This window comes from Extibacter sp. GGCC_0201 (genome assembly GCF_017566055.1).
Classification (GTDB): domain Bacteria; phylum Bacillota; class Clostridia; order Lachnospirales; family Lachnospiraceae; genus Extibacter.
The window spans coordinates 11574-24483 of record NZ_JABFCH010000025.1 but is presented as its reverse complement, the minus strand read 5'-3'; the positions used below and the strand labels follow the sequence as shown (position 1 = coordinate 24483).

Below are 12910 nucleotides of genomic sequence, written 5' to 3'. Positions count from 1 at the left end.
TTTTAATGAGGAGTAGACGACTATGTCAGATATGCAGAAGAGACCAGAAGATATCGACAGGGAATCCGAAGAAATCATAGAAGAGACTATGAAGGAAATCTTTGACGACATCAACAACTCGGACGAATTTAAAGAAATGGATGATAGTTATGAAGAATCCGAAGAGGCAGAAGAATCTGGTCAGGAAGATAAAACAGAAGAGGAAAATGACAGGCCGGATATGGAAGATACTGACACCGGTGGCATATCTTCTGATGACAGTGATATTGAAGCAGCCGAACGAATAGGCGATGGAGAAGAATCTGACGGTATCGATGTTCCCGATGAGGACGCTCCAGGCTTTGCCGTGGATGAGGATGACGCTGAGAACTCTGACTCAGAGGAAGATGATTTTGAATCCGGGGACGACGATTTTGAAACAAAGGAAGAAGATTACGAATCTGAGGACGATGACGGCGAGAAAGAGGAGACTGAGGCTGAAAAGGAGTTAAGGAGGCACAGAAGGCGAAAAAAGGCAGGAATCATCGCTGCCTCCGTTCTTGGTGCCCTTATACTTATCTATCTCGGGTTCGCCTTGTTTTTCAACAGTCATTTTATGTTTTTTACAGAGATTAACGGGCAGGACTTCTCGATGAAGAGTGTCGGCCAGGTGGAAGAGTATATGAAGAAGCAGGTTGCTGACTATGTACTTACGCTGGAAGAATCGGACGGTGGTTCGGAGACGGTCAGAGGCTCAGACATTTCGCTGGAATATGTCCAGGGCAAGGAACTGAAAGAGCTTGTCAAAAAGCAGAATAATTTCTTCTGGATAGAATCGCTGTGGAAGCACCCTGAGATTACGGCGGAAGTGGGCGTCAAATACGATGAGAATGCCCTGAAGAGTATGATAGAGAATCTGAATTGCCTGAAGCCGGAGAACCAGACAGCGTCTGTGGACGCGCATCCGGAGTTCAAGGATACGGAATTTGTCGTCGTGCCGGAAGTGATCGGTACGCAGATTGACACGGAAAAGTTCAATGAGGCTGTGGCCACTGCAATCAATGGGTTTGCATCAACGGTGAACCTGACGGATGCCGGATGCTATATCAAGCCCAGATTCGTCTCTGATTCCAAAGAAGTGATCGCGGCCAAGGATGCTATGAACAGCTACCTTGGCGCAAGTGTTACTTATGATTTCAGTCCAAGCACGGAAGTCGTGGACGCCTCGGTAATCTCCCAGTGGGTGAAGGTAGACGGCGACATGAACGTGACCTTCGACGAAGAGGCGGTGAAAGCTTATATCCAGACGCTGGCCGATAAGTATAATACCAAAGGCAAGACGAGGACATTTACCACGGCAAGCGGGAACAGCGTCACCGTGGAAGGCGGAAGCTATGGCTGGAGGATTGACCAGGAGGCAGAATATAACGCGCTGACCGCGAACATCAAGAACGGTGAGACGGTGACGAGAGAGCCCGAATATTCGAGCCGCGCGGCAAGCCATGACGCGAATGATTTCGGCAACACGTATGCGGAAGTAGACCTTACGAACCAGCAGATGTATTTTATCCAGAACGGGCAGGTCGTGCTTCAGAGCGGTATCGTAACCGGGAATCCGAACAAAGGGCACGCGACTCCGCAGGGGACGTATTCGCTGGCCTACAAGGCGCTTGATCAGGTGCTCAGGGGCAAGAAGCTGCCGGACGGGACATATGAGTACGAGTCCCCGGTCAAGTTCTGGATGCCGTTCAACGGGGGCATCGGATTCCACGATGCAACATGGCAGCCGACATTCGGAGGAGGCAGATACCAGACGAACGGCTCGCATGGCTGCGTGAACATGCCTTATGACAAAGCGTCTCAGCTGTATGATCTGATATCAGCGGGAACGCCGGTTATTCTGCATTACTGATGATTATAAAAACAAGAGGTAGAGATCATGTATAAAGTGTTGGCACGAGATGGTCTTGCCAAAAGAGGAAGGCTACAGACAGTACACGGGGTCATCGAGACCCCTGTATTTATGAATGTAGGAACCGCTGCGGCGATAAAGGGCGCGGTTTCTACAGAGGATCTGCAGCGAATAAAGACACAGGTGGAGCTTTCCAATACGTATCATCTGCATGTGCGTCCTGGTGACGATGTGGTGAAAAGGCTTGGCGGGCTCCACAAATTTATGGTCTGGGACAAGCCGATTCTTACCGATTCGGGCGGGTTCCAGGTCTTTTCTCTGGCAGGGCTTAGAAGAATCAAAGAGGAAGGGGTATATTTTAATTCCCATATTGACGGCAGGAAGATATTCATGGGACCGGAGGAGAGCATGCAGATACAGTCCAATCTGGCTTCTACCATCGCCATGGCATTTGACGAATGTCCGTCCAGCGTGGCAGACCGTCCATATATGGAGAAGTCTGTGGAACGAACGACAAGGTGGCTTGGAAGGTGTAAGGAGGAGATGCGGCGTCTGAACGGCCTGCCGGATACCATCAATCCGCGGCAGCTGCTCTTTGGCATCAATCAGGGCGGTATCTATGAGGATATCCGCATACGGCATGCAAAAGAGATTGCAGCCATGGACCTGGACGGCTATGCCATAGGCGGCCTGGCGGTAGGGGAGTCTCATGAGGACATGTACCGCATACTGGATGCAGTCGTACCTTATCTGCCTGAAGACAAACCGACCTACCTGATGGGAGTCGGGACACCGGCTAATATATTAGAGGCGGTTGACAGAGGGGTAGATTTCTTCGACTGTGTGTATCCGAGCAGAAACGGCCGGCACGGCCATGTGTATACGAACCAGGGCAAGCTTAACCTGTTCAATGCCAGATACGAGCTGGATGGCAGGCCGATAGAAGAAGGCTGTGGCTGTCCTATCTGCAGGACCTATTCAAGAGCTTATATCAGACATCTGCTGAAAGCGAAAGAAATGCTTGGGATGAGACTCTGCGTCTTGCACAATCTGTATTTTTACAATACGATGATGGAAGAGATCAGGGAAGCGGTGGAAAAGGGCTGTTACAGGGAGTATAAGGCAGATAAGCTTGCACATATGACAGGCCGGGAAGTATAAAATTTCCATGAAATATAGAAAAGCACTTGATGAAAAAAGTATTTTTGTGTATGATAGCAATAGTGTTTAAAGATATTAGGAGGAATAAGATATGTACGCATTAGCAGCACAGTCCGGGAGTAATTGGATGTTACTCATCTTAGTATATGTATTGATATTCGGAGGCTTCTGGTTTGTCTTTATGAGACCGCAGAAAAAGGAGCAGAAGAGACTGCAGGCTATGATTGCAGATATGGCAGTGGGTGATACTGTACTTACAACGAGCGGATTTTATGGCGTAATCATTGATATTACTGATGATGACGTAATCGTAGAGTTCGGCAGCAACAAGAACTGCCGTATCCCTATGCAGAAGGCGGCAATCGCTCAGGTTGAAAAAGCAAGCGCAGAATAAGGACAAAAGATGAGAGGAATCCTTTAAGGGGTTCTTCTTTTTATGTTTGATAAGCTGTACATGCGAAGCAGGTTATATTTTGCCGGAAAACTGGAATACTTAAGGATAGAAAGTGTCGTTGACAAATGCCAGAATACAGATTATGGTAATATATGGTTATTGAACTGCTGCCTATGTGAGAATGAGGCGGTTATGTGGAACATTGATGTTCCATGCTTATATATTGACGATGTAAGTTGATCAAATGAAGGAGACAGTTATGGAATTAAACGGACTGGAAACATTAGTTAAGACAAAATATGGCAGAGAGATGAAGGATTTAAGCGATGCGGAAGTCTATTATGCTCTACTTGCATTTACAAAAGATTTGTTGAAAGATACCCCGGACAATAAAGGCTGCAAGAAGCTGTATTATATTTCGGCAGAGTTTCTCATAGGGAAGCTTCTTTCTAACAATCTGATTAATCTGGGCATCTATGACGATGTGGCAGAGCTGCTTGCAAAAAACGGAAAGGATATTGCCAAGATTGAAGAGGTAGAGCCGGAACCTTCCCTTGGCAACGGGGGGCTTGGGAGGCTTGCATCCTGCTTTTTGGATTCAGTGGCAACGCTTGGATTTGAAGGTGACGGCATCGGCCTCAATTACCACCTTGGATTGTTCCGTCAGGTATTCGAGGGCCATAAGCAGAAGGAATTTCCGAACCCGTGGATAGGAAAGGAGAGCTGGCTTACGGACACCGGATTGAGCTTCCAGGTGCCGTTCAAGGATTTTACGCTTACTTCCCGTCTGTATGACTTGGATGTAACGGGATATGAAAGCGGTAAGAACAAGCTGCATCTATTTGATGTGGACGGTGTGGATGAGGATATCGTCGGAGATGGCATCTCTTTTGATAAACATGATATCCGACGCAGCCTTACGTTGTTCCTCTATCCGGACGACAGCGACAAAGCAGGAAATCTGCTCAGGATCTATCAGCAGTATTTCATGGTGTCCAGCGGTGCCCAGCTCATTTTAAAAGAGTGTGAAGATAATGGTTACGAACTTCGCAGGCTGCATGAGCATGTCGCAGTACAGATCAACGACACCCATCCGTCCATGGTCATACCAGAGCTGATTCGTCTGCTCGTACAGAAGAATATCGATTTCAACGAGGCGGTTGAGATTGTGCAGAAGACATGTGCTTACACGAACCACACGATTCTGGCGGAGGCGCTGGAGACGTGGCCGCTTGAGTATCTTGAGCAGGTCGCGCCCCAGATCATACCTGTCATTCAAGAACTGGATCTGCGGATAAAAGGGAAATATGCGGATGAGAGCGTGCATATCATCGACAGGCAGAACCGGGTGCATATGGCCCATATGGATATCCATTTCGTGCACAGTGTCAACGGTGTCGCCGCACTCCATACCGATATACTTAAGCATACGGAGCTTAGGCCGTTCTATGACATCTATCCGGAGCGGTTCAACAATAAGACGAACGGGATTACATTCCGCCGCTGGCTCCTCCACTGCAACAAAGAGCTTGTCCGGTGGATCAGCGGCTATGTGGAAGAAGATTTCCGAAGAGATGCCAACAAGCTGGAGAAGCTGCTGCGCCATATCGAGAGCGACATCGCACTGGAGAAGCTCCTTGACGTGAAGCATGAGAAGAAGGTGCAGCTGGCCCGTTATCTGGAAGAAACGCAGGGAATCAAGCTGAATCCGGAATCTATCTTTGACATTCAGGTGAAACGGCTTCACGAGTATAAGCGGCAGCAGATGAACGCGCTGTTTGTCATCTACAAGTATCTGGAGATAAAGGCCGGAAAGGTACCGTCTACGCCGATAACGGTAATCTTCGGGGCCAAGGCGGCTCCGGCTTATAAGATAGCAAAAGACATCATCCATCTTATCCTCTGCCTGCAGGAACTGGTTGACAATGACCCGGATGTGTCGCCGTATCTCCAGGTAGTGATGGTGGAGAATTACAACGTTACGATGGCAGAGCACCTTATACCGGCCTGTGACATATCAGAACAGATATCGCTGGCGTCCAAGGAGGCGTCAGGCACCGGAAATATGAAGTTCATGTTGAACGGGGCAGTCACCCTCGGTACGGAAGACGGTGCAAATGTAGAGATACACGAACTGGTGGGAGACGACAACATCTATATCTTCGGGCAGACCAGCAGCCAGGTAATCGAGCATTATGCAAAAGGAGACTACCGTGCCGTGGACTACTATATCAATGACGAACAGATACGTTCCCTCATCAATTTCATCATCAGCCCTGAGATGATGAAGATAGGAGACCCGTATCACCTGCTGCAGATACACGCAGAACTGATCTACAAAGACTGGTTCATGACACTGCTGGATCTGAAAGAATATATAGCAGCCAGAAACCGGGCATATGAAGACTATGCAGACCGCAAGGCATGGAGCAGGAAAATGCTCACAAATATTGCAAAAGCAGGTTATTTTTCAACAGACAGAACAATTGCAGAATATAATAAAGATATCTGGCATCTTCAATAATTTTGAAAGGGGTCAGACCCCTGCAGCTGCAGGGGTCTGACCCCTTTCGAATTATATATCTATTGACTTGATTTGTGGATTGTTTTTTAACAGTGTGAATATTTCATATATATCGTAAGATTCGGGGAATTTTACATACAGCTTGATTTCCAGCGTCGTATCGTCTATCCGTCTGGCATTGATGTTGGATATCTTTATCTTGCTGGACGAGAAGATGCCGCCCAGCAGCTCTTTTATCTCCTCTTTGGAGTCGACCTGTATCGTTATCTGTTCCATAATCGCATTTCTGCCGTACAGGAACCTCGTGTGGAACAGAAACTGCAGGAATACGATAAACAGGGAGGAAGCGACGCTTAATGCATACATTCCTGCGCCGAATGCCATGCCGATGCCTACAGTTGCCCATATGCCTGCCGCGGTCGTTATACCTATCACATTCATCTTCCGGTTGAATATGACGCCTGCTCCGAGGAATCCTACTGCGGTGACGACACCGGCGGCGATACGTGACGGGTCAAGGCCGATATGCTCTCTGGCCAGGATGTCATAAAATCCATATTTTGACAGGACCATCATGAGCGAAGAGGCGAGGGCTACGATGGCATGCGTCCGGATGCCGGCGGACTTCATGTGGCTTTCGCGTTCGTAGCCGATAACTGCGCCGCAGGCAGCAGCTCCAAGCACACGAAGAAAATATTCTAATTGCATAAGAACGGCAGTTGACATATCCATACCTCCTTTTTCTATATATAAGTATATATGATGCACAGGTAAAAAACCATACAATTGTCAGGAAAGACTGGTTTATCAAGGGACAGAATGATATGATATAGGAAGGAAAAAGAAAGGGGATGTGCACATGATCAACTATTCAGAGGACAAAGACAGACAATATCATATACAGGTTGCCAAAGGGGAAGTTGGCAGGTATGTAATCCTTCCGGGCGACCCGAAGAGGTGTGAAAAGATTGCCGCACATTTTGAAGATGCCAGGCTGATTGCCGACAGCAGGGAATATGTCACATATACAGGCTTTCTGGACGGTGAGAAAGTAAGCGTGACGTCCACCGGTATCGGAGGACCGTCCGCGGCGATTGCCATGGAAGAGCTCGTCAGGACAGGTGCGGATACATTCATCCGCGTCGGTACGAGCGGAGGGATGGCAGAAGAAGTAAAGAGTGGGGACATCGTGATAGCGACAGGTGCAATACGTATGGAAGGGACGAGCAAAGAGTATGCACCCATCGAGTATCCGGCTGTTGCGGATATCACAGTTGTGAATGCCCTGATGGAGGCCGCCGCCAATCTGGACCTCACCTATCATACCGGCGTGGTGCAGTGCAAGGATTCCTTCTACGGGCAGCATTCGCCGGATACGAAGCCGGTCGGATATGAGCTCATGGAGAAATGGAACGCATGGGTCAGATGTGGCTGCCTTGCCTCTGAGATGGAGTCGGCAGCGCTGTACATCGTCGGCAGCTGCCTGCGTGCCAGGGTCGGCTCCGTCATGCTCGTCATGGCGAATCAGGAACGGGCCAGAAAAGGGCTTCCGAACCCGGTCGTACACGATACGGAAGCGCCGATTCAGGCAGCAGTTGAAGCAATCCGTATACTGATAAAAAAGGACAGACGTAAGGAGGAGAAATAATTATGAAAATAGAGGAAATACTAAAGCACGTAGACCACACTTTACTTGCTCAGACTGCCACATGGGAGGAAATACGCGGCATCTGTGACGATGGCATGGCCTACCATACCGCTTCCGTGTGCATACCGCCTTCCTACGTCAGGCAGGCAAAGGAATATGTGGGTGATAAGCTGGCCGTGTGTACGGTTATCGGGTTTCCGAACGGGTATAATACGACAGCGGTTAAAGTGGCGGAGACAAAGGATGCGGTGGCAAACGGGGCCGACGAGCTCGACATGGTCATCAACCTCGGATGGGTCAAGGACAAAAAGTATGACTGCGTAGAGTCAGAGATACGGCAATTAAAAGAGGCGGCGGACGGAAAGCTGCTTAAGGTGATAATCGAGACGTGCCTTCTCAGCGAAGAAGAGAAAGTGAAGATGTGCGAGATCGTTACGGCAGCAGGGGCCGATTATATCAAGACATCGACAGGATTTTCATCAGAAGGAGCGACGTTTGGCGACGTGAGGCTCTTTGCCAGGCATGTGGGTGCGGATGTGAAGATTAAGGCAGCGGGAGGTATCCGCTCCATTCAGGACGCAGAAGATTTCCTGGAGCTTGGAGCAGGAAGGCTTGGAACGAGCCGGATCGTCAAGATAGCGAAGAGCAAAGGAAACGATATAAAGTAAACGATATATAGTAAGAGGGAGTGTTGGGGTTGAAAAAAGAAAAATTACCGGTGCGGCTCATGATACATCGGGCGAAGGAAGCGCTTGACTTTTCCTATGCGCCTTATTCTGATTTTAAGGTTGCAGCGTCGCTTCTCACAACAGGAGGTACAGTATATACCGGCTGTAATATTGAAAACGCCGCTTATTCTCCGGGCAACTGTGCGGAGCGCACGGCTATATTCAAAGCGGTCAGCGAAGGAGAGCGGGATTTTGCAGCCATCTGCATCGTAAACGAGGACCAGAAGGGCGGACACGGCATATGCCCTCCATGCGGCATGTGCCGCCAGGTCATGATGGAGTTCTGCCGGCCGGATGATTTTTATATCATCCTTGCGGCTGATGAGGATCATTATGAGATACACACGCTTGAAGAATTGTTCCCTCTGGGATTCGGCCCGGGCAATCTGGAGGGTTAGGCGGGTATCATAAAAGCATGTTAACAGAAAGGGGTCTGCCATATGGAGAGATTTCACAGGATATTTGTCATTGTACTGGATTCGCTCGGTATCGGAGCGATGGAAGATGCGGCGCAGTTCGGGGATGAGGGAGCTGATACGCTCGGGCATATCGTAGAAACGGTTCCCGGACTTTCACTGCCTAATCTTGCCAGGCTCGGCATATGGAATATACTTCCATACATGCATGAAGCTACCCAGGAGAAGCTCGCAGGTTACTGCGGGGTCCTTAAGGAGCGGAGCAATGGAAAGGATACGATGACCGGTCATTGGGAGATGATGGGAATCTATACGACGAAGCCTTTTAAGACGTTCACAGAGACCGGCTTTCCGGATGAGCTGATAAAAGAGCTGGAAGAAAGGACAGGACATAAGGTTATCGGCAATAAAAGTGCAAGCGGCACGGAGATTCTCGAAGAGCTCGGGGAGGAAGAGGTGGCGACCGGCCATATGATCGTCTACACATCTGCGGATTCGGTGCTCCAGATCTGCGGAAACGAGGAGACGTTCGGCCTTGAGGAGCTGTACCGATGCTGTGAGATTGCACGGGAGCTGACGATGAAAGATGAGTGGAAAGTCGGGCGGGTAATCGCAAGGCCGTATATAGGGAAGAAGAAAGGCGAGTTCGTCCGTACGAGCAACCGGCATGACTACGCTGTAAAACCTTCCGGCCCCACGGTGCTTGATGCTCTTAAGCAGGCGGGATATGACGTGATTTCTATCGGGAAGATCAAAGATATCTTTGCCGGAGAAGGGATAACGGAAGCTGTCAAATCCAAAAGCTCTGTCCAGGGCATGGAACAGACGGCAGAGACAGCGGAAAGGGACTTTCACGGCCTCTGCTTTGTGAATCTGGTAGACTTCGACGCGCTGTGGGGACATAGGAGGAACCCGGAAGGCTATGCGGCGGAGCTGGAACATTTTGACAAAAAGCTTGGACAGCTGCTGGATCTGCTGCGGGAGGATGACCTGCTGATGATAACGGCAGACCATGGAAATGACCCAACCTTCAAGGGGACAGACCACACGAGGGAAAAGGTACCACTGCTCGTGTACTCCCAATCTCTGGACGGATCAGGCAGCCTTGGGGAACAGGATACATTTGCCGTGATAGGAGCGACGATAGCGGAGAATTTCCATGTGGAGATGCCGGAAGGTACGATAGGACATTCACTGCTAAGCTACTTTGAGTAATTTAGCGAATTAAAGTCTTGAAACAAACATTAAAATAGGATATGATTAATTCTATAGATTTTTTTACTGAATTTTTATACAGGAAGGATGAGAGCATATGAACCTGAACATCGGGGTGATAAAAGGAGACGGAATCGGTCCGGAGATTGTAGCCGAAGCCATGAAAGTGCTGGATAAGGTTGCGGAAGTATACGGACATACGTGTAAATATACACAGCTGCTAATGGGAGGCGCATCTATCGATGTACATGGCATTCCACTTACGGATGAGACGGTAGCGGCGGCAAAGGCATGTGATGCCGTGCTCATGGGATCCATCGGAGGTGATGCCGGGACATCTCCGTGGTACCGGCTTGAGCCGTCCAAACGGCCGGAGGCCGGGCTGCTTAAGATACGCAAGGAGCTGAACCTGTTTGCCAACTTAAGGCCGGCGGTGCTGTATGACGAATTGAAAGGAGCATGTCCGCTGAAGAAAGAGATTACGGAAGGTGGCTTTGACATGGTCATCATGCGGGAGCTGACCGGCGGGCTGTACTTCGGGGAACGGAGTACCGGGGAGATAGACGGCGTTCTTACGGCACGTGACTCGCTTACATACAATGAGAATGAAATCAGACGGATTGCAAAGCGCGGTTTTGATATTGCCGCCAAGAGAAGGAAGAAAGTGACGAGCGTAGACAAGGCCAATGTGCTCGATACGTCCAGGTTGTGGCGGAATGTCGTGGAAGAGGTAGCGGAAGACTATCCGGAAGTGACGCTGGAGCATATGCTGGTAGATAACTGTGCCATGCAGCTTGTAAAAGATCCGAAGCAGTTTGACGTCATCCTGACAGAAAATATGTTCGGAGATATCCTCTCCGACGAGGCAAGCATGGTGACCGGCTCTATCGGCATGCTTGCAAGCGCAAGCCTGAACGAGACAAAGTTCGGACTGTACGAGCCAAGCGGCGGCTCAGCGCCAGATATAGCAGGAAAAGGAATTGCCAATCCGATAGCGACAATACTATCCATGGCCATGATGCTCAGATATAGCTTCGATCTTGACAAGGAAGCCGACGCGGTAGAGGCAGCAGTTGCAAAAGTCTTGGAAAAAGGCTTCCGCACCATCGACATCATGTCAGAAGGAAAGACACAGATAGGAACAGAAGAAATGGGAAACCTGATAGCAGAATCCATTTAGGTACACCATAAAGTTAAATTTGGGACGTAACCCTTTTCAAAAAGATTACGTCCTGAATTAGTCAGCCAGGAGGGATAATATGAGAAGTGATACAGTAACGAAGGGGATGCAGCAGGCACCCCACAGGTCTTTATTCAATGCGCTCGGATATACGAAGGAGGAGCTGGAACGGCCGCTTGTCGGTATCGTGAGCTCACATAATGAGATTGTTCCGGGTCATATGAACCTGGATAAGATTGTTGAAGCCGTTAAGATGGGGGTTGCCATGGCGGGAGGGACACCAATCGTGTTCCCGGCCATCGCGGTATGTGACGGAATCGCCATGGGACATATCGGAATGAAATATTCTCTTGTGACAAGAGACTTGATAGCCGATTCTACGGAAGCTATGGCACTGGCGCACCAGTTTGACGCGCTTGTCATGGTGCCAAACTGTGATAAGAACGTGCCCGGACTTCTGATGGCGGCTGCAAGAATCAACGTGCCGACCATATTCGTCAGCGGAGGCCCCATGCTTGCAGGACATGTGAAGGGTAAGAAGCGGAGCCTTTCCAGCATGTTCGAGGCAGTCGGCTCTTATACGGCGGGAACGATGACGGAAGAAGATGTATGTGAGTTCGAGAAAAAGGTATGTCCGACGTGCGGGTCATGCTCCGGCATGTATACCGCCAACAGCATGAACTGCCTGACGGAGGTGCTCGGCATGGGACTGTCCGGCAACGGTACGATTCCGGCGGTGTATTCAGAGCGGATCCGCCTGGCGAAGCATGCAGGCATGCAGGTGATGGAACTGTGGAAACAGGATATCCGTCCAAGAGACATCATGACCGAAGATGCCATATTGAATGCATTGACGGTTGACATGGCACTCGGCTGCTCGACCAACAGCATGCTCCATCTCCCGGCGATTGCCCATGAGATCGGGATGGACTTTGAGATAGACTTTGCAAACGGAATCAGCGAGAAGACGCCGAACCTGTGTCATCTGGCACCGGCAGGACCTACCTATATGGAAGATCTAAATGAAGCGGGCGGCGTGTATGCCGTCATGGCAGAGCTGAACAAGAAAGGGCTTCTGCACACGGACTGCCTGACGGTGACTGGAAAGACCGTCGGCGAGAATATAGCAGGGGCAATCAACAAAGACCCTGAGGTCATAAGAACAATCGACAATCCATATAGTACTACAGGGGGAATCGCGGTACTGAAAGGAAATCTCGCACCGGACGGCAGCGTCGTGAAGCGTTCCGCAGTTGCAGAAGAGATGCTTGTGCACGAAGGACCTGCCAGAGTATTCGACTGCGAGGAAGACGCCATTGACGCCATCAAAGGAGGCAGAATCGCAGCCGGAGATGTGGTTGTTATCCGTTATGTAGGGCCAAAGGGCGGACCGGGTATGCCGGAGATGCTCAACCCGACCTCCGCGATAGCCGGCATGGGCCTCGGCTCCTCCGTCGCCCTCATCACGGACGGACGGTTCAGCGGAGCTTCCAGGGGAGCATCCATCGGCCACGTGTCTCCGGAAGCCGCTGTAGGCGGACCGGTCGCTCTTATTGAAGAGGGAGACATCATCAAGATTGATATACCGGGGCTGAAACTCGAACTGGATGTGACGGAGGAAGAGATGGAGAAGAGAAAGAAGGCATGGGAGCCGAGACAGCCACGCATTACGACAGGATATCTGGCAAGATATGCGTCTATGGTTACGTCGGGCAACAGGGGAGCCATCCTGGAAGTGCCGAAGAATAAATAG

General features: G+C 49.9%; 11 protein-coding genes. 10 read left to right on the top strand and 1 reads right to left on the bottom strand.

The annotated features are described in order from the left end of the window. Nucleotides 1-22 precede the first annotated feature (22 nt). The 4 genes from HJV72_RS15230 to HJV72_RS15215 all read left to right on the top strand — a co-directional run bounded on the left by HJV72_RS15230 (nucleotide 23) and on the right by HJV72_RS15215 (nucleotide 5970). Nucleotides 23-1891 carry a L,D-transpeptidase family protein gene (locus HJV72_RS15230; RefSeq protein WP_208072198.1) on the top strand — a complete coding sequence of 623 codons (1869 nt, stop codon included), beginning with the start codon at nucleotides 23-25 and terminating at the stop codon, nucleotides 1889-1891. 27 nt (nucleotides 1892-1918) lie between these two features. Further along, a complete protein-coding gene (gene tgt, locus HJV72_RS15225; protein WP_208072196.1) occupies nucleotides 1919-3052 on the top strand; it encodes a tRNA guanosine(34) transglycosylase Tgt in 1134 nt (377 codons plus the stop codon). 91 nt (nucleotides 3053-3143) lie between these two features. After that, on the top strand, nucleotides 3144-3446 hold the full coding sequence (gene yajC, locus HJV72_RS15220) for a preprotein translocase subunit YajC (RefSeq protein WP_066575211.1): 303 nt from the start codon (nucleotides 3144-3146) through the stop codon (nucleotides 3444-3446). 259 nt (nucleotides 3447-3705) lie between these two features. Then, a complete protein-coding gene (locus tag HJV72_RS15215; RefSeq protein ID WP_208072194.1) occupies nucleotides 3706-5970 on the top strand; it encodes a glycogen/starch/alpha-glucan phosphorylase in 2265 nt (754 codons plus the stop codon). A 51-nt stretch (nucleotides 5971-6021) separates the two neighbouring features. Here the strand turns inward: HJV72_RS15215 and HJV72_RS15210 are convergent, their stop codons facing one another. Beyond that, the gene (locus HJV72_RS15210) at nucleotides 6022-6696 is read right to left on the bottom strand and encodes an MgtC/SapB family protein (RefSeq protein WP_208072192.1); all 675 of its coding nucleotides are present in this window, start codon (nucleotides 6694-6696) and stop codon (nucleotides 6022-6024) included. A 133-nt stretch (nucleotides 6697-6829) separates the two neighbouring features. Here HJV72_RS15210 and udp point away from each other — a divergent pair, with 133 nt between their 5' ends. From udp to ilvD, 6 genes are all read left to right on the top strand, one after another. Further along, on the top strand, nucleotides 6830-7618 hold the full coding sequence (udp, locus tag HJV72_RS15205; RefSeq protein WP_208072190.1) for a uridine phosphorylase: 789 nt from the start codon (nucleotides 6830-6832) through the stop codon (nucleotides 7616-7618). A gap of 2 nt (nucleotides 7619-7620) precedes the next feature. Further along, the gene (gene deoC / locus HJV72_RS15200) at nucleotides 7621-8286 is read left to right on the top strand and encodes a deoxyribose-phosphate aldolase (protein WP_208072188.1); all 666 of its coding nucleotides are present in this window, start codon (nucleotides 7621-7623) and stop codon (nucleotides 8284-8286) included. Between the two features lie 59 nt (nucleotides 8287-8345). Then, nucleotides 8346-8744, top strand: coding sequence for a cytidine deaminase (cdd, locus tag HJV72_RS15195; protein WP_208072261.1), 399 nt, complete (start codon nucleotides 8346-8348; stop codon nucleotides 8742-8744). A gap of 42 nt (nucleotides 8745-8786) precedes the next feature. Further along, entirely contained in the window at nucleotides 8787-9977 is a 1191-nt protein-coding gene (locus HJV72_RS15190) for a phosphopentomutase (protein ID WP_208072186.1), read from the top strand. A 97-nt stretch (nucleotides 9978-10074) separates the two neighbouring features. Further along, the gene (gene leuB / locus HJV72_RS15185) at nucleotides 10075-11157 is read left to right on the top strand and encodes a 3-isopropylmalate dehydrogenase (RefSeq protein ID WP_208072184.1); all 1083 of its coding nucleotides are present in this window, start codon (nucleotides 10075-10077) and stop codon (nucleotides 11155-11157) included. Nucleotides 11158-11236: 79 nt separating this feature from the next. After that, nucleotides 11237-12910, top strand: a complete 1674-nt coding sequence (gene ilvD, locus HJV72_RS15180; protein WP_208072182.1) for a dihydroxy-acid dehydratase — start codon at nucleotides 11237-11239, stop codon at nucleotides 12908-12910.

Excerpts from the sequence above, each read along its gene's own strand:
- HJV72_RS15190 (WP_208072186.1), top strand. The coding sequence starts at position 8,787 with ATGGAGAGATTTCACAGGATATTTGTCATTGTACTGGATTCGCTCGGT.
- cdd (WP_208072261.1), top strand. The coding sequence starts at position 8,346 with ATGATACATCGGGCGAAGGAAGCGCTTGACTTTTCCTATGCGCCTTAT.
- tgt (WP_208072196.1), top strand. The coding sequence starts at position 1,919 with ATGTATAAAGTGTTGGCACGAGATGGTCTTGCCAAAAGAGGAAGGCTA.
- leuB (WP_208072184.1), top strand. The coding sequence starts at position 10,075 with ATGAACCTGAACATCGGGGTGATAAAAGGAGACGGAATCGGTCCGGAG.
- HJV72_RS15215 (WP_208072194.1), top strand. The coding sequence starts at position 3,706 with ATGGAATTAAACGGACTGGAAACATTAGTTAAGACAAAATATGGCAGA.
- yajC (WP_066575211.1), top strand. The coding sequence starts at position 3,144 with ATGTACGCATTAGCAGCACAGTCCGGGAGTAATTGGATGTTACTCATC.
- udp (WP_208072190.1), top strand. The coding sequence starts at position 6,830 with ATGATCAACTATTCAGAGGACAAAGACAGACAATATCATATACAGGTT.
- HJV72_RS15210 (WP_208072192.1), bottom strand. The coding sequence starts at position 6,696 with ATGTCAACTGCCGTTCTTATGCAATTAGAATATTTTCTTCGTGTGCTT.
- HJV72_RS15230 (WP_208072198.1), top strand. The coding sequence starts at position 23 with ATGTCAGATATGCAGAAGAGACCAGAAGATATCGACAGGGAATCCGAA.
- deoC (WP_208072188.1), top strand. The coding sequence starts at position 7,621 with ATGAAAATAGAGGAAATACTAAAGCACGTAGACCACACTTTACTTGCT.
- ilvD (WP_208072182.1), top strand. The coding sequence starts at position 11,237 with ATGAGAAGTGATACAGTAACGAAGGGGATGCAGCAGGCACCCCACAGG.